The sequence below is a fragment of the Mesorhizobium sp. WSM4809 genome (genome assembly GCF_055811655.1).
In genome coordinates this window covers 41390-57525 of record NZ_JBVVQW010000018.1, presented here as the reverse complement: position 1 = coordinate 57525, position 16136 = coordinate 41390, and the positions used below count along the sequence as shown (strand labels likewise).

General features: G+C 59.7%; 18 protein-coding genes and 2 pseudogenes. 8 read left to right on the top strand and 12 right to left on the bottom strand.

Annotation, left to right across the window (positions count from 1 at the left end; all coding sequences use genetic code 11):
• The first annotated feature begins 213 nt into the window (after positions 1-213).
• Entirely contained in the window at positions 214-663 is a 450-nt protein-coding gene (locus AC0L24_RS28845; protein ID WP_473564524.1) for a Ros/MucR family transcriptional regulator, read from the top strand.
• Positions 664-815: 152 nt separating this feature from the next.
• Here AC0L24_RS28845 and AC0L24_RS28840 read toward each other — a convergent pair whose 3' ends face one another.
• The 7 genes and pseudogenes from AC0L24_RS28840 to AC0L24_RS28810 all read right to left on the bottom strand — a co-directional run.
• A complete protein-coding gene (locus tag AC0L24_RS28840) occupies positions 816-1028 on the bottom strand; it encodes a cold-shock protein (protein ID WP_095777381.1) in 213 nt (70 codons plus the stop codon).
• A 239-nt stretch (positions 1029-1267) separates the two neighbouring features.
• A pseudogene (locus tag AC0L24_RS28835) lies at positions 1268-1700 on the bottom strand (plasmid maintenance toxin (PemK-like)).
• The gene (locus AC0L24_RS28830; RefSeq protein ID WP_473564582.1) at positions 1687-1980 is read right to left on the bottom strand and encodes a type II toxin-antitoxin system Phd/YefM family antitoxin; all 294 of its coding nucleotides are present in this window, start codon (positions 1978-1980) and stop codon (positions 1687-1689) included. The pseudogene AC0L24_RS28835 and the gene AC0L24_RS28830 overlap by 14 nt, the downstream one beginning before the upstream one ends.
• Before the next feature lie 291 nt (positions 1981-2271).
• Complete coding sequence (repC, locus tag AC0L24_RS28825; protein ID WP_473564523.1) at positions 2272-3477, bottom strand: plasmid replication protein RepC; 1206 nt, start codon at positions 3475-3477, stop codon at positions 2272-2274.
• Positions 3478-3630: 153 nt separating this feature from the next.
• Positions 3631-4617 (bottom strand): plasmid partitioning protein RepB, encoded by a 987-nt coding sequence (repB, locus tag AC0L24_RS28820; RefSeq protein WP_473564522.1) that lies wholly within the window; start codon positions 4615-4617, stop codon positions 3631-3633.
• A gap of 70 nt (positions 4618-4687) precedes the next feature.
• Positions 4688-5896: a plasmid partitioning protein RepA gene (repA, locus tag AC0L24_RS28815; RefSeq protein ID WP_473564521.1), complete on the bottom strand. Its 1209-nt coding sequence runs from the start codon at positions 5894-5896 to the stop codon at positions 4688-4690.
• Between the two features lie 462 nt (positions 5897-6358).
• A pseudogene (locus AC0L24_RS28810) lies at positions 6359-7254 on the bottom strand (integrase); the annotation flags it as partial.
• Positions 7255-7288: 34 nt separating this feature from the next.
• Between AC0L24_RS28810 and AC0L24_RS28805 the strand changes: the two are divergent.
• Together AC0L24_RS28805 and AC0L24_RS28800 are read left to right on the top strand one after the other, a co-directional pair.
• Entirely contained in the window at positions 7289-7678 is a 390-nt protein-coding gene (locus tag AC0L24_RS28805; RefSeq protein ID WP_378925698.1) for an antitoxin Xre/MbcA/ParS toxin-binding domain-containing protein, read from the top strand.
• The gene (locus AC0L24_RS28800; RefSeq protein WP_473564520.1) at positions 7675-8193 is read left to right on the top strand and encodes an RES family NAD+ phosphorylase; all 519 of its coding nucleotides are present in this window, start codon (positions 7675-7677) and stop codon (positions 8191-8193) included. Before AC0L24_RS28805 ends, AC0L24_RS28800 begins: the two co-directional genes overlap by 4 nt.
• Positions 8194-8234: 41 nt before the next feature.
• Here the strand turns inward: AC0L24_RS28800 and AC0L24_RS28795 are convergent, their stop codons facing one another.
• Positions 8235-9365 (bottom strand): site-specific integrase, encoded by a 1131-nt coding sequence (locus AC0L24_RS28795; protein WP_473564519.1) that lies wholly within the window; start codon positions 9363-9365, stop codon positions 8235-8237.
• A gap of 200 nt (positions 9366-9565) precedes the next feature.
• Here AC0L24_RS28795 and AC0L24_RS28790 point away from each other — a divergent pair, with 200 nt between their 5' ends.
• The 5 genes from AC0L24_RS28790 to AC0L24_RS28770 all read left to right on the top strand — a co-directional run bounded on the left by AC0L24_RS28790 (position 9566) and on the right by AC0L24_RS28770 (position 13687).
• A complete protein-coding gene (locus AC0L24_RS28790; RefSeq protein WP_473564518.1) occupies positions 9566-9862 on the top strand; it encodes a hypothetical protein in 297 nt (98 codons plus the stop codon).
• Positions 9852-10445, top strand: a complete 594-nt coding sequence (locus AC0L24_RS28785) for a type II toxin-antitoxin system VapC family toxin (protein WP_473564517.1) — start codon at positions 9852-9854, stop codon at positions 10443-10445. The genes AC0L24_RS28790 and AC0L24_RS28785 overlap by 11 nt, the downstream gene beginning before the upstream one ends.
• A 248-nt stretch (positions 10446-10693) precedes the next feature.
• Positions 10694-11647 (top strand): DUF1403 family protein, encoded by a 954-nt coding sequence (locus AC0L24_RS28780; protein ID WP_473564580.1) that lies wholly within the window; start codon positions 10694-10696, stop codon positions 11645-11647.
• Positions 11648-11649: 2 nt separating this feature from the next.
• The gene (gene scpB, locus AC0L24_RS28775; protein WP_473564516.1) at positions 11650-12372 is read left to right on the top strand and encodes an SMC-Scp complex subunit ScpB; all 723 of its coding nucleotides are present in this window, start codon (positions 11650-11652) and stop codon (positions 12370-12372) included.
• 778 nt (positions 12373-13150) lie between these two features.
• Complete coding sequence (locus tag AC0L24_RS28770; protein WP_473564515.1) at positions 13151-13687, top strand: Ig-like domain-containing protein; 537 nt, start codon at positions 13151-13153, stop codon at positions 13685-13687.
• 664 nt (positions 13688-14351) lie between these two features.
• Here AC0L24_RS28770 and AC0L24_RS28765 read toward each other — a convergent pair.
• From AC0L24_RS28765 to AC0L24_RS28750, 4 genes are all read right to left on the bottom strand, one after another.
• Positions 14352-14762, bottom strand: a complete 411-nt coding sequence (locus AC0L24_RS28765) for a YidB family protein (RefSeq protein WP_473564579.1) — start codon at positions 14760-14762, stop codon at positions 14352-14354.
• Between the two features lie 262 nt (positions 14763-15024).
• Positions 15025-15504 carry a hypothetical protein gene (locus AC0L24_RS28760; protein WP_473564514.1) on the bottom strand — a complete coding sequence of 160 codons (480 nt, stop codon included), beginning with the start codon at positions 15502-15504 and terminating at the stop codon, positions 15025-15027.
• Positions 15505-15509: 5 nt separating this feature from the next.
• The gene (locus AC0L24_RS28755; protein ID WP_292631660.1) at positions 15510-15821 is read right to left on the bottom strand and encodes a HigA family addiction module antitoxin; all 312 of its coding nucleotides are present in this window, start codon (positions 15819-15821) and stop codon (positions 15510-15512) included.
• Positions 15821-16099, bottom strand: coding sequence for a type II toxin-antitoxin system RelE/ParE family toxin (locus AC0L24_RS28750; protein WP_292631661.1), 279 nt, complete (start codon positions 16097-16099; stop codon positions 15821-15823). The genes AC0L24_RS28755 and AC0L24_RS28750 overlap by 1 nt, the downstream gene beginning before the upstream one ends.
• Positions 16100-16136: the final 37 nt, after the last annotated feature.

Here is a 16136-nt window from a genome sequence, read left to right as displayed (position 1 = left end):
CTGACCCCATTGTTTTCCGAACTACAAACGCTCAAGACGGCACGGCTGGACATCGATTCCGGCGCCCAGCAGCCGACGATTACCGGTGCCGCCGCGTATTAGAATTAGCTTATGGCGATACTTAAGCTGCCGAGACATTTATTGCTTTCAGCTGCAGCCGCCCGTATGTAGCAGGAGTTCGCCTGCTGTCTTTAAAGCCACCCGGAGAGTTTCATGACAGAAGAAGCCGATCACAACCTCGACACCCTCATCGAGCTTACCGCCGAGGTCGTCTCAGCCTATGTCTCGAACAATCCAATCCCGGTGGGCGATCTCCCCGCCCTGATCGGCCAAGTACACTCGGCTTTGAAAGGCACAGCCGGAGCCGTCTCCGCAGAACAGCCGGAGGCGCTCAAGCCTGCGGTCCCGATCAAGAAGTCGGTGACGGCGGACTACATCGTCTGCCTTGAGGATGGGAAGAAATTCAAATCGCTAAAACGCCATCTGTCGAGCCACTACGGGCTGACGCCGGACGAATATCGCGCCAAATGGGGCCTGGCGGCTGATTATCCGATGGTCGCCCCGAATTACGCCGCTGCGCGCTCGGCGTTGGCCAAGACCATGGGGCTCGGCCGCAAACCGAAAGAGCCGGAAAAGCCGGCGCCGGCGAAGCGGACAAGCTAGAAGGTCGCAGCCTGACTTTATCTCTCGAGGGCCGTGCGGCAGCGCGCGGCTGCTATCGGCAGGATCTGCTCAGAATGTGAAAGGAAAGGCGGAAGACCAAACTCCGCCTTATCTCGCGTTCATTTCCCTCTTGCCGGGACGCAGGAGAAAATTTAGCCGGCTTTACTGAGGCTGCCGGCAGAGGACTTGCCAGTGCGGCGGTCCTGTTCGATCTCATAGTTGATCTTCTGACCTTCATTCAGAGTCGAGAGGCCCGCGCGTTCGACAGCGGAAATGTGGACGAAAACATCCTGACCGCCGTTGTCGGGCTGGATAAATCCAAACCCCTTGGTGCTGTTGAACCACTTCACGGTTCCGGTCGCCATATCTGTGCATTCCTCTGTGTCAACTGCGACGTGGACTTGGCCGTTAAGCCAGTCCGGTTCATTTCGAGACTGCGGAGTTAAACGCAGCAGAAGCGAAAATTGCAAGACCCCATTCGATCGGCCGGTGGTGTGGTCGCGCATGACGAGTATGCTCACTACCGCGGCGTCGCAACTGTCGGCGCAAGTCCAAGGCTCCTTCACCGATCGTGCCCGCGACGCTGATCGGTGCCGATCAGCGGCTACGCGGAGCGTGGCGTGCTCCTGTGCGCTTGGCTTGTCGCAATGGCGATAAACCGCCGCTTGACCGCGGCAAACAGCGCGGGCGGCAACGGCCCGTAATAGCCGCTCTCCGTGTCCAGCGACCGGATATCGGGACCCGGCCAGGCGAACCGGTTTGCTTTCCGTCAAAACGATCCACGACCGCTCGCCGTCGAGCCGCAAGCGCAACTTGACCGCAGCCGGGATTTCGATGGCATTGGCGGGATCGGAAGGCGGTGTGTGTGTGATGGGTAGAACTCGGACAACCGGCGACCCGTCCTCCTGCATGGCGACCAGCGCTAGCACCAGGCAGGGCCGGTCCTTGTCGCCTTCCTCGCGGCCTTCACGATGTTGCCAATGCCAGAGATACGAATAACGGAAAACGTGGCCGACCTTGATTTCAGCCGGCAGCATTTTTTGCCGTCAGACCTTTTGCCGGAAGGAGCTCGTCGTTGAGATGGTCAAGACCCGGCTCCATTTCTGCGGCTTCGACCGCGGCGATTTCGTCCGCGCTGAGCTCTGTCGTGAGCTCGACCCGCCTGTCGCGCTTCGAGAGCCGGACGAAATCCTCGTAAGCCAGTAGCACAGTGCGCGGCCGGCCATTCTTGGTGATGATGACCGGGTCGCGAACCGCGGCATCCTGATAGGCGCCGAAGTTTTTCGAGACGGCGGCGGCGGTGACGGTAGTGGTCATCGGCAGGACTCCTTCTTCCGGAATATACGGGATTTCCGGGCTTTCCACAAGCATTGGCAGGCCCGCGAAAACGATAGGCAGTTTAAGCCGCCGTGTAATAGGCCGAGTACTCGCAACCATGCCGGGCGGCAGCTGGAACGGGCGCGGATCATCGTATGATTGGGAACAGGCCCCACGGAAACTGTCCTGCTCTTGTGCCTCGTCAATCAGACTGCGCAGAAAGCCACCCAGAACCGACTCGCATTCGCTTTGAGCTGAGCGCAAAGCGATAAGCTGCGGGATTGGCGATCTTCATCCCGTCATCCTCGCTGTGGCGCCGTTAGCCTTCAGCGCCGCCATTAGCATCGGCCCGACCGAAAACGCCCCTACCCTGGCCTTGTCAGTCAGCACGCGCAGATAGCCGCCGGCGGAATTGATGTGCTGAGCACGTTGCAGGATACAGGCAATCACGATCGCAGCGGTTTCCTGGCCCATCGCATGGCAGGCCTCCTCATACGCTGACGGCGAAACGCCCAGATATCCCCTCACCTGGGCGGCGGTTATCATGAGATCGCGCCAATTGCCGATCCCATCGACGGCATAATCCGCAATTTCGGGGCAGGCCTTTAGCACCATCCCCAGCGGGTATGTTTTCGGCGCCTCTGCGGTTGTCGTCCTGGGCTCGGCCGTCGCCCCGCTTTTCTCTAGAGCAGGTTCAAATTCAAAAATAGAGTCGGTATTTGAATCAGATTGCTGCCGCTCGTTTTGAGAGTCATTGCCGCTCGGATTCGTAGATTTCATATGAATTTCCAGCAGCTTATCCACATCCTCACGCAAGGCGGCCAGATCGGCGACGATGGGCTCGAGCTCGGCAATGCAAGCTCGGCGAGGAATTGCCTCCACAACGCCGCGGAAGCGCTTCCACAGGCCTCCCCAGTCGCCAGGGACGTCTTCATCAAGGGCCGCCTCTATCAGCTTATGGATGTCACGGCGGTGCAAGGTGATCCGCTCGCGCATAAGCCTGAGCGCCCTGTTGTCGGCGCGGACACGCTCGGCCGCCGCCTGGAATTCGTAAGCACGGGCCAGCAGCGGCGCCAGGGAGAAGCCAAATGCTTCCTCGATCTCCCCTCCCCTGCCCTTGCGGGCGTAACGCTTGCCGTTCGGGCTATCCCGACGGGTGATCAGCCCGCAGTCAACAAGAGCCGCCAGGTGCCGCCGAAGCGTGGCATCAGGCATCCCGTGCGCCCTGAGCGACAGCTGAGCGTTCGAGGGAAAGACGATGAGATCGTTCTCCTCACTCAACTCACTGTCAGGATAGAAAGATAACAACGCATTCAGGACGGCCAGAGCACGATCGCCGATGCCGACGATGCTCTTGCCTTCGCAGAGGTTGCGGTAGATCTGCCACTTGTCGACGACCCTGTCCTTGGGGATTTCACGTGAATCGTTTTGCGCTGCCAACATGGCAAGCGACATCGGTCGCCGCCCAAAGGGCGTCGTTGCAATACCCGTCTCCATCTTCTTTCACCTTCGATTAGGCAAAAGAAATCTGCTCGCCAAAACGGCGCCACGACTCTTGACAGTGATTCGGGGAAATGCGATTCTCAGCTTGCGACAGACGAGAAGGGCTTCCGCGACGGTGACGTTCGGGGGCCTTTTTCTTTTGCGGTTTTAGTCTCCTGTTGATGCCTTCTCCGACTTTCTGAACGCCTCATAAAGGCTGCCCAGATTGTCGGAAATCCACGTCCCAAAACGGCTGCCGTCCATCTCCTTCACGGCGATAGTGATGGCTTTGCCTGCCTTCTTGACGCTAACGCTAACTGATTTGTCCTCGGGGACCCAGGATTGTGCTTGGGACTTCACAGCCACCTTGCGAACTGGTTTCCCCGTCGAATTCAGGGCTGCTAGCAACCTTTCGAAGCGTTCGTTGCTCTCCAGCTCGGCGAATTCTGGTTCGGATAAGATTGCATTGACCACTTCGGATTTCTTGCCGGCAAGCAGAGACAGCTCAACCCACCGCTCGCGGCCTACAGACGTAGCTGATCCAATCTTGCCGATCACAGATGCCGGAATTCTTGTGACAACTGATACCATCTTCGAGACCGCAGCGGCGTTCGAGGCCAATGCTGACGAGATCACTTCTCGGTCGTACCCCAAATCCTCAAGGCGCTTAGCGAACATCGCCTTCTCGATGAAACTGAGATTTGCCCGAGCGGAATTCTCCTGACCCTGGGCAATTACATGGGTCTTGTCATCGATCTCCTTGACGACCGCCCTCACCTTTCGTCCCAGTTCGCGGGCGACTCGGACTCTGCGATGGCCGAAGACAATCATGTAGCGCCCGTCTGAGCTCGGATGCGGACGGACAAGTATGGGAGAATCCTGCCCTCTCTCCCGAATCGCTTCCAGCAGCTCTTGGTATTGTTCCTCGTCGTCGCCCATGCGGTCGGAAACGAACGAGCCGTCGACTGCGCTTGGGTCAAGTTCGACGACATGCTCGCCCTCAAGATACGCATCCGCTTGCTTCGCCAACTCGTTGACTGAGCGGATCATGGATTTTGACGCGCCGCGAATCGGATATGCCGCAGCGGAGGCTGATGACGCCCGGTCGTCGGTCTCCGCTTCTACGAGGCCTGCAAGAAGATTCTTACGTGCCATATTTACCTCCAGATAGCGCGTAGTCCATTGAATACATTTGGCAAATATCCACTTTTGTCAGCAGACAAAGTCAACGCCCCCATGCTTCATGAATTAAAGCTACGATTTCGCCGTTTACGACGTCCAAGGCTTCCATTGCCCGCTCGTATGTGGAACGGGTCATCGCATTCTTTTCGACTTCGTAGAGGGTCTGCTTGGTAATCCCCGCATCGGAAATCGCCGTTGATTTCAGCATCTGGTTCTTCAGAATGAATTCGCCGAACAGCGTATGCAGGAACGCTACCATTTGCGCCTGTGGCTGATCTGTGGGTTCGAATCGAGTAACAAGATAGCGATACCACTCCAGATTCACCTCCGCACCGGCCGCCCTGATCGGCTCCAGGATGTTCCCGAGCATCAGCAGAAACTGGCCCATGCTCATAACATCGAGCATCTGCGGATGGATGGTGATCAACACTGAGGTCGCCGCGGTCAGTGCAGTGATCGTCAGATAGCCAAGCTGCGGCGGACAGTCGATAACTATGACATCGTAGCGATCGTCGACCTCCATCAATGCAGTCGAAATGCGCGTGAAAAACGCCCTGCCCACATTCGAAGACTTGTCCGTCATTGCCAGAGGCGTGTCGTATTCAAATTCCTGCAGCTCTAGGTTCGCTGGCACGATGTCCAAGCCCGGGAAATTCGTCGGCTTGATGATTTCCGAGAGAGGCACCCTCTCGTCGTCATAACGGATCGCGTCGTAGAGCGATTTCGTCTGGTCGAGTTCAGGTTGGAATCCATGCAACGAAGAAAGCGACGCCTGCGGATCGAGATCGACAGCTAGGACACGGTGCCCGGTAAGTGCAAGGTATTGGGCTAGATGGGCGGCGGTAGTGGTCTTTCCGCTGCCCCCCTTGAAATTAACCACAGCTAAAATCTGAAGCTTTTCGCTCGGTCGCCGATGGGGAACATACATGCGGGCGTCAGATCGACCGTACTGGTCGAGATACTGGCGCAGCTCAAGCATCTGTTCAGCAGTGTACGAGCGTCTGCCCGACGTCGAGGTTTCAGGCACCGGTCCCTTTCCTTCCAGATGCAGTTTCTTCAGATGGCTCTGGGAAACCCCCAGATACGTGGCAACCTCCGCCAGCGAGAACGAACGAAGATTTTTCTTTGCGTGGGGAGGGAAGCGCTGCATCGAAAGCAGGTGCAACTTCTTCGATATCTGGTCGCCCTGATCGAGGATACTTTTCTCGAACAGCAGCGGGATTTTCGTAGGAACGGGCGAACTCACGTTCATTCGATCGAGACTCTCTAAAAACGATTTTTGACGTAAAAGCGCCAGGCAACCGTCATTATGTCCGATTCGCTCGCCCGGGCAAGAAATTTAAAGTTAACAAAAGCTTAATGTCTCGGGATAGGATCACATGATCCGATTCATGCGCCTGAATACGCTATACAATTCGGCGATTTTGTCTGCGGACAAATCCACTTATCCAAAGCCCAAATCGTGCTTACCCAAGCGTCCCGCGCAAATTTTTTTCGGCTTCCTTAGGCTACCCCGCACCGGCGCATGGCAAGTGATCACGACATTGAGCTGCTGAGGAATATCTGCAGATTAAACTCGACCGCGCTGACCCGACATTGCAAAGCGGCCACGTCATCTTTCCTATCCCTTGAAGAAGCTAAACTAAGCGTTTCGGCCGACCGAGTGCGGCTCTAAAGCCGCGAGGACGGTTTCGACGGAAGCGGGGTCGGGCAGGCGGACATAACGCTCGTCGACCTCGGCGGAGGAGGCGAGCCCAGCGCGCAGCGAGTGCCCGGAAAACTCCTGTGCCCGCTCGCCTTCAGAGAGATCCCCGCGCACGCGGCGGCCAAGACCGCGTTTGACCCGCCGCGCCACCTCCTGACCGTTCAGCCGCTCGGCTCCCATGCGCAATACGGGCCAGCTTCAGCCAGGTCTGCAGCGCGACCACCGGGCAGGTGGCGTCGGACGAGCGATCACTTTCGACCTAGCGCCAGCCGGCCATGCCTCGCAACGCAACCAGCACGCCCTTGTCTGGAAAGAATTCAATCCAGCGGCGACCGTCGTCGGTTTGATCGCGCGCAGCATCGAGGCCGACGACTTCGAATCGGCGCAAGCCACCGGCGAAGCCCAAAAGCAACATGACGCGGTCGCGCAGACCGCTCGGTGCCGCGGTCAAGCGTTTCCAGCATGGCGAGAAGAACGTCGCGCACTTTGATGGGAGGGGAGGCGTGTTTGTTTACGGACGCCGGCGAACACGGTGGCGATATGCCGGTCCTTCCGGTCGAACGGTCGACCGCGTTTGCGTAAAGTGCCAAGCCAGCGACGACAGGCAGCACTCGATGGTCGACGCCGACTTGTGTCCCTTGCCGATCCCGGGGCCTGGGCCGTGATGTAGAGGCCAACGATCTGTGGGTCTGCGGCTGCGAATCAAACGACTGACGCCGGCACCGAGCTCAAACAATGCTTCCAGTTGGCGGCATAGGCGCGACGGGTGTTTGCCGAACTCGCTGCTTCGACATAGCGCGCGCACGGTCAGCTTGATCCGCGTGCGTGCTAGGGCGGTGGCAGCAGCTTGAATGGTTCGGTCTTGGGCTTGAAAGGTGCCGAGAACCGCCATATCTTTTGCACAAGAAATATGACTCTCAGTATGGTAGGATGAATTCTGTGGCCCACGCACTCAAGATCCCCGAGCAGAATGAACCTCTCATCTTGTCCTATATGGACCGGAACGGGAAGATTGCGATCGAGCAGGTCGCGGACGGTTTTGGCATGTCCAAGGGCCAGTTGGCCCAGACCGCCGGTCTTGCTCGCGAGACCCTTTATCGCTCAGAGCGCAGTGCTACGGTTAAGACACAGGGGCGTCTGCGGGAAATGCTTGAGATCATCAGCCGCGTGACGGATTGGGCGGGCGGCAAGGAGCAGGCGATGGCTTGGTATCGGGCTCAGCCGCTTCCGGCATTTGGCGGGCGCACCGCCGAAGCGCTGGTGAAGGACGGCAAGGCCGCTGCGGTGCGTGATTATCTCGATCACATGGCCGTTGGTGGTTTCGCTTGAGGTTCGTTGGAACCTGCTACCGGGCACACGATCCACGTTGGGCATTCAAGCCGACTTCCGGCGAAGGGGCGGCGATCAGAGGTGCGCGATTTAATCCCAAAGGCGTGCCGGCGCTCTATTTGGCGCTGACCATTATGACAGCGGTCAAAGAAGCCAACCAGGGGTTCGCGCACCGGATCGATCCTTGCGTGCTGTGTTCCTATGAAATCGACTGCGATGACATCGTGGATCTGACAACGGACGAGGCGAGGGGAGAATTTTCTATCGCGCTCGAGAACATGGCCTGCGCCTGGGCGACGGCGCTTAGCGACGGAGAGCGTCCGGCGTCCTGGTCCGTCTACGACCGGCTGCGGCCTCGGAGTATTGCCGGCATTGTGGTCCCAAGTTTCGCGCCGAGCGCCGAGATGGAGGATCGTAACCTGGTCCTTTGGGACTGGGGTCCGGATCTGCCGCACAAGATAACCGTATTCGACCCAAGCGGCCGGTTGCCGAAGGACCAGCTATCCTGGCGATAACGCACGCTCGGCTCCGAAGGGCAGGGGAGGGGTCTTTCGCCCTACAGGCCTGATGCTTTGGTGAGATTGACACGGAAACGATCGCGTCTGCGCTGATAGCGGCGAGTCATTTCAGCCGAGGCATGGCCGAGCTGCTTTTGCACGTAGCGCTCATCAACCTGGGCAGAGGAAGCGAGGCCGGCGCGCAGTGAATGTCCGGAAAACTTCTGTCCCCGCTCGCCTTCGGAGAGATCGGCGCGCACGCCGGCGGCCAAGGCCGTGCGCTTGACCAACCGGGCCACCTCCTGATCGTTGAGCCGATCGACGCCTACCGTTTTGCTCTGACCAGTGACACGGCGGAACAAGGGGCCATGCGCGATGCGGGCAAACTTCAGCCAGGCCTGCAGGGCGACGACCGGGCAGGTGGCGTCGGACGAGCCGCGGCCGATCTCGACCTCGCGCCAGCCAGTCTTGCCGCGCAATGTCACCAGCACCCCTTTGTCCGGGAAAAACACGATCCAGCCGCGACCGTCCTCGGTTTGATCGCGGGCAAGATCGAGGCCGACGATTTCGGAGCGGCGCAAGCCGCCTGCGAAGCCCAAAAGCAGCATGGCGCGGTCACGCAGGCCGCGCAGCGTGCCGCGGTCGAGCGTCTCCAGCATGGCGATGAGATCGTCGCGCAGGACGGCCTCCTTCTGACGGGGCGGGGCGGCGTGCGTGTTGCGGATGCCGGCGAGCACGGTTGCGATATGACGGTCCTTCCGGTCAAGCGATTGGCCGCGCTGCGTGTAGTTCCAGGTCAGGGATGACAGGCGGCGCTCAATCGTCGCCACCGCCTTTTTGTCCCTTCCAGTGCCCGAAGCCTGCGCGGTGATATAGAGGCCGACGGTCTGCGGGTCCGGCCGCGATGGATCAAAAGACTGGCGCCGGCACCAGGCGCAAAAATGCTTCCAGTCGGCTGCGTAGGCGCGACGGGTGTTCGCCGAACTTGCTGCCTCGACATAATCGCGCGCACGGTCGGCGAGCTTTTCGAGATGCGTAGGCAACGATGTCTGTCGCGGGTCAAGGACCGGCGGGGGAGGGGAGGGGCCTTCATCCGGCCGCCCCATCTCCATGACGACGTCGACAATGTCCGGCAGGTCATCGGCGTCGATTGCGTCGGTGGACACCATCAAATTACGGGCTTTGCCCATCCAGCCTCGTCCATTCTAATGTCGCAGCAATGCGATTCTTGCGAGCGAAGGTGCGGCCAAAGTCCGGAATTGTCCACCGCGAGCTGTGTGACGGAATAGCTGCGGTTGCGAGAGGTCCGGTTATCGCCACCGGGGGTGGTCTCTCCTTGTCTTCGTGTTCAACATCCTTTATATTTCGTTCAACAGATGGAGATCTCACGATGACCACACGTGGCGCAGCGACAGCCGAAAGCGAGGAGCGGGTCGCACACACACGCAACCGTCTGGTGCTTGAGCAGGCGAGGGCGGTCGGCCTGCTTGGCGCGGCCAAGAACACCCGCCTTTCCGGCAGGGTGCCGTCGGAATTGATTGAGGCGGCAAAGAAGCGCGCCCATGTGACCTCCGATACCGAACTGCTTGAGCTGGCCTTGTCGCGACTGGCCCTCGAGGATGATTTCGGCGCCCGGCTCGTCGGCCGCAAGGGCAGCATCTCCGCGGACATCGATCTTGGCATTTGATCTAGGCGGCGCACTGCGGTCTCTAAAACCACAGCGGCGTAGGGCAGGGCTGGAACGGCGACCAGATTCCGCCCTGTCCTGGGCAGGTGACCAGCCGCCTGTCGGCGGCGTATTGCTCCTCGACACCAGCGTCTATCTGGATGTCCTGCAGGGACGTACGCCCGAAGCGGTCGATAACCTTCTGATGTATCGGCTCTGTCACCACTCGGCCATCTGCCTTGCCGAGCTCAGCCCCGTGTTCGGCCGGCTCGACCCGGCGCACCCGACTACGAAGTCGGTCCTGGGAGCCGTTGCGGATACGATCGAGGATATTCCGGCGCACCGGCTGCATGCACCCGACGCCGCCGCTTGGGGACGCGCCGGCATGCTGGCCGGCCTGTTGTTCCGGCTGAGCCATCTGCCAAAAGGGAAGGGGCATGAACGCCGCTTCCTCAACGATGCGCTGATCATTCACCAGGCCGGCATGCTCGGGGCGACGGTCCTGACCGGCAATGTTGGCGATTTCGATTACCTCAGCCAGCTTGTTCCGTCGGTGCGGGTGATCTTCTACCGGGCAGCGTCAGGTTTGCGCCCGCAGGCTTAAAAGCGTCATTGGGATGCACCAGCGCTATCGTTGTGCCGTTCCAGGAAAGACCGTCGCGCTGTGGGGTGGTCCGGAGGGTCGCTGGGCGTGAATTTTGGGCTTCTGCTCAACGAAAACGGCCATTTGTCCTTGTAGCGCAATAACGAACGATAATGCAACATTATCATTCGTTTTGTTGGTACGACGGGCTGTGCGTTTTGGTGCAAAACACATGGCAAAAAGCGCACCGGCACTTTACCCTCCAAATCATGATTCGCCTCGATCCCGCGCCCCCCAGCTTCTCTGCGCCGCCCTTCGTTCCGGCTTGGGCGATCACAAGCGCCGGCGCGCCGAGTGACGGCGACGCGGCCTTCCGGGCAGGCGCCGCCCTGGGTGCCCTCGATACGCTCACCCGCGCGCAGCCTGCCGGGGCCGGGGCCTGGCGGCAGCGCCTGGCGCTTCGCTGCGCCGCCGCCAGCATGCGGCTTGTTGGCCGCGCCGAGGACGCGGCCGCCCTGCGCGACGGTTGGTATCTGCGCCAGGTCGGGACCGACCCCGGACCCGCCGGCACCATCTTTGGGGCCTGGCGGCAGTTGGCCGGGCAGCCGCCTGTCGCCAGCGCCGATCGGCTCGAAAAGATCGTCGACCAGCTCGGGCTCCATTTGGATGGTGCCGCGCTCGCCGACCTCTGCACAGAGATCGAAAAACTGGCGGGGTTGCAGCGGCCGGCGCCGTTCGCCGCCGCGGCGATTGCCGCTCACGTCGTCGCCGTGCGCCCCGATGCCGAGCTTTTGGCGTGGTGGCTCGCCGATCTGGTGCTGGCGCACAGCCTGCGCTGGCCGCAGTCGCTGCCGCTGCTGATGGCTCAGGCCTTTGGTCCGGCTTTTCGCCCCGACGGCGGCGGCAAGCGCATTCGGCCGGGCGAAAAAGGGTTTGAGCGCGCGGTCTGTGTTGCGCTGGTTCAAGCGGCGGTGGAGTCCTGCCGGCTGGCCGCCGAGTTGTCGCGCCGTGCCGAAAGGCTCATCGCCATCGCACCGAAGCTCAGGGCAAAGGGGGCGGGCGATGTGATCCAAAGACTGCTCGACGACGACGTCGTCTCCGGATCGCTAACGACCAAAAGCCTGTCGCGCTTTGCGGCGCGACGCCTGTTCGAGCGGCTGCAACAGCTCGATACGGTGCGCGAGCTTTCCGGCCGCACCACATTTCGGCTGTTTGGGTTGTAGGGATGAGCCAAGCGTCTGCCCGCCGCAAGCCAAACGTTCAGCCGGCTTTGCTGGATACCGAGCTGGAACATCTGCCGGCCGCGCTTCGCTGGCGCGAGTGGATGGGCCGCGTCGAAGCGGTGATTTTTTCCGCCAGCGAGCCGGTGACACGTAGTGTCCTCGCGCGGGTGGTGGGGAAGAACTGCAATCTCGAGCTGATCATCGACGACATCCGCGCCGAGCTCGCCGGCCGCCCCTACGAGCTGGTCGCGGTCGCCGGTGGCTGGCAGCACCGGACCAAAAAAATTTTTGGGGACGCTATCCGCGCCGCCTTCGGCACGGCAGCGGGCGAGGGGGCAAAAGAACTGTCGCAGGCGGAGGCGCTGGTTTTGATGTGCATTGCCTATTTCCAGCCGATCACCCGTGGCGAGCTGTCAGGCTTCTTCGGCAAGGAAGTGTCGCGCGACCTGATCGGCGTGCTGCGCGCGCAAGATCTGATCGCCTCGGGGCCGCGCAGCCCGCAGCCGGGCGCGCCCTATACCTATGTGACGACCAAAAATTTCCTGTCGCAGTTCGGACTCGACACGCTGCGCCACTTGCCGGATTTCGAGGCGCTCGAGGACGCCGGGCTGCTGTCGAAGGAAAAGCTGCTGGCCGGGGATATACCGATCGGACTTGGCCGGGGGGAGGGCGACGGCGAAGAGCGCGAGCCCACGACAGGCATCGTTGAAGATGAGGCGCTCTGAACTGATCGGAAACCAAGTTGCTTACGGCAGCTAGCAACTCAGGGCCAAGATGACTGGTCGTGCGGCAGCCGTTCATCGCCGAAGGGGATGAAGCCGGCGGCGACACAGTGGGTCAGGCCGGGCATCATCGGCCGCGTAAAGCACTTGCGCGGTGAGGAAGACCTTCGGGACGACTCGCTGCAGGATTTTCGGGAGGAGTAGGGAACCGTCCAGCGTCTTGGAAATTCTACCAAGACTTCAACAAGCCGAGGTTCCAAGTGTTCAAAGATCACAAATTGAGAATGATTGAGGGCGCTCTGGCAGCGGTTCTGCCTGTCGCGTTCGTGGCGCTCCTCCTCTCGATCGGGGTTTCATGACCATCAATCATCTTATCTGGAGCTTCCGCTCTTCCGCTTTGCGTTGGGGCTAAACTGGCGCGATTGTGAGAACATTAAATCGCCTCTGCCGGTCGCGGCCACGGCAACCCCACCGCTTCCGGCTTTGCCGCCCGGACTGGGGATGCCAGTTCTGCCAGTTCAAACAGGCAGCCCTCGACGTAAGCTATCATTTCATTTCATGATTTGACCAGTTGAATCTGCTTGACTGAATTATTGGACTCTTTCCCATAATTAAGGTATTTCTAATATTCTAATAAAAGTTTGGGGAAGCTACTCAACTCGGTAGCTCCGCCGAGCTCTGTAAATCCGTTGTCTTGGCGAACAGTGAGTTGCCTTGGCACATGCAAACTCCGAGCTACCGTTAGGACGAGCGAGCCCCATGATCTCATCAGGGGAGTGCTATGCCGAACAAATTGCCGAAGGCAAACAAAATCACCGCAAGTGGTTTCGAGGATCAACTTTCCACGATCGTGTTAAGCGGATCGGACCAGGATGGGTCGGTCACAGGCTATGTTCTCACGTCGTTGCCATCGAACGGCACGCTCTACCTAGATGCCGCGCGCACAGTTCCGGCGGCACTCAATACGGTGTACGCAAGCAGTACGGTTTACTTCTTGCCTGCTTCGAATTTTAGCGGAGTTTCGTCCTTCAATTATAGCGTCCGAGATAACCAGGGCGGCGCCTCCTCAAGTTCCGCATCTGTCACGCTCAACGTAGCGGCCGTAAATGATGCGCCGGTGGTGGATCTGAATGGGTCTGCCGGTGGGACATCCGCAACCCTCGCCTATTCGGCAGGCTGTCCAGCGGCGCGGTTGCGCCATCCGCAGTTGTTACCGACATTGACTCTTCCAAGTTCAGCGGGGGCTCACTGCGCGTCGCGATTACCCAAAACAAGGCAGTTTCGGATCAACTCGCTATCTCTACCGACGCGTCTGTGACGGTATCGGGCGGCTCTGTCTTCGTCGCCGGCGTCAAAGTCGGAACGATTTCCGGTGGCAGCAACGGATCCGATCTCGTCATCAATCTGATCAGCGGCGCCTCGCCGAGTTCGGTTTCCATCCTTCTTGAGCACATCGCATACTCGAATTCTTCGGCTAACCCGCCCACGTCAGCTCGCGCCCTCACATTCACGCTGGTAGATGGCGGAGGTACTGCGAATGGCGGGACTAGTACCGGAATTGCGACGGCCACTATCAACATCGATACGGGCAATCATGCGCCAACTTGCTCAGTGTCGATCGCCGGCACGACGAGCGAGGATCAGGTGCTGACGGCCTCGAACACACTGGTCGACGCCGATGGGCTCGGCAAGATCAGCTATCAGTGGCAGCGCGATAGCGGCTCCGGCTTTGCCAACATCGGTGGGGCGACGAACGCGGCCTATACGCTCGGCGACGCCGATGTCGGCGCGACGGTTCGCGTGGTGGCAAGCTACACCGATGGGCATGGCACGGCGGAGTCGACCCTATGTCGACAACTGGTTGGAGACGCGCCAGTCGGTGAACGATATCATCAGCGCTTTCACGGTGTTCGTGCTCAGCACCAACCTGGGGGAATCGCTCCAGGCCGATGGCGATCAGATTTTCAAGCGGGCCGAGCTGTTCAACCTGCTCCGCTCCAACAAAGGCCTTCGGCTGGCTCGGGGGGCAGTTCGCCATTTGGCGTCATCTTGTTGACGGCCTCTGGCAAATCCCGGGTGATCCTGCTGATGAGTTCCTCGCGCGAAAGGCCGGTCTGCATCGAGAGTGACGTCAGCGTGTCTTCGTCTATTGCCGCTTCCACCTCATTTGGCTGGATCGGTTGGTTCGGCCCAGTGCCTACCCAAGAGTCGACCTTTGAGCCGGCCCCCGCACCTCTGAATCGATCTAGGATATCGCCAAGCCCGGTTCCCGAGACGCCCTTGGAAACCTGATCTAGAATCCCGCCTTCCGGGTCGTTGGGATTACGATCTCCCGCCCCCCGGATCAATTCGCCGATTTTGTCGCGATTTTGGTAGGCCAGAACGCCAAGCATCGCGATCGCCAGTCTCCCAAGACTTGCCATTTGGACCTCCACTGTTCGAGAGGAGAAGGCCTTAACCTTGCAAAAGTTCCGCCAGCGACGATCAAAGTGAGGGAAGCCCGATCCCGTACAGCGTCAGGCCGCGCGCTCATGCTCGCGCGGGGCGACTGACAAGCGAAGTCCCATCGCTACGGGGTTAAGTCCGAGATGGAGGAGATCACGCCGAAGGTGAAGAGGCGATAGACTGAATCGAGCCTCGCTTTAGTTGGAATCATCAGTGCGCTTGGGGCGAGAGCCTTGGAGGGAAGGTGAGCGCACTGGTCTGCCAATAGAACTTCCATTCCCCCGTCCGCAGCTTTGAATAGATTTTGCAGACGCGTCCCTTCCAATGAAAATCCAGGCCTGTCTCTTTGTTGCGCCATAGGGTGTCGATGTCGACCACCCCGAAAGCTGCGTCCCCCGTGGGGGCCACTTCGATCTTGATCGTACTCCGACGATTATGAATCAAATCATGTGCGGCAAATAGGTCGTTATAGCCCTTGCGCCACTCTTCTTCATCGAAACGCCCCATTACGAAGACCCAGTCAATTGGATCATGCGCATCTGCGTTAGGGGCAAATGGCCAAGCCATGTCAGGATGGATCATGGCCAAGAAGGGCTCGATGTTTTTTTCGTCCCAACCCTTGGTTTCCTCATCAACCAAATTTTGGATGACTTCTCTCACCTCGGTCATGGTTCTGATACCCATCGCCATGCGACTCACGCCGCGTGCAGAGTCGGGATAGCTTCGATCTCGGCGCTCAGCGCCTTCTCTGCCTGCTCCAGATCGTAGATGCGCTGGAGGTTGAGCCAGAACACCGGACCGTTGCCGATCAGCTTGCCGATGCGCAGCGCCATGCCGACGGTGACAGGCTGCTTCTCGTCCAGGATGTCGTAGAGCGTGCGCCGGGAAATACCGAGCAGCTTGGCGATCTCGGTCTTCGACTTATCGAGGGCCGGCAAGAGGTCTTCGCGCAGAAGCTCTCCAGGATGCATCGCGGGCAGGCCGCGCTTGATGGGTGCCGTGTTCATCAGTGGTAATCCTCTAGTTCGACTTCGATAATGTCTTCGCCGTCCCAACCGAAGGTGATGCGCCAGTTTCCGTTCACTCGAACAGAATAGCGCCCCTTCTGATCGCCCGATAGGCCGTGAAAGCGATAGCCGGGAAGGTCCATATCTTCCGGCTTTGAGGCTGCTTCCAAGGCCCGAAGGATGCGGGCGACTCGCTTGTCGTCTTGCACGCTCAGACCGCGCGGATTGCCGGTCTCGAAGAAGCGTTGCAGGGCTTTGTTTCGGAAAGACTTGAGCATGTTTGTAAGGTAGCGCCTTACACATTCCAGGTCAACA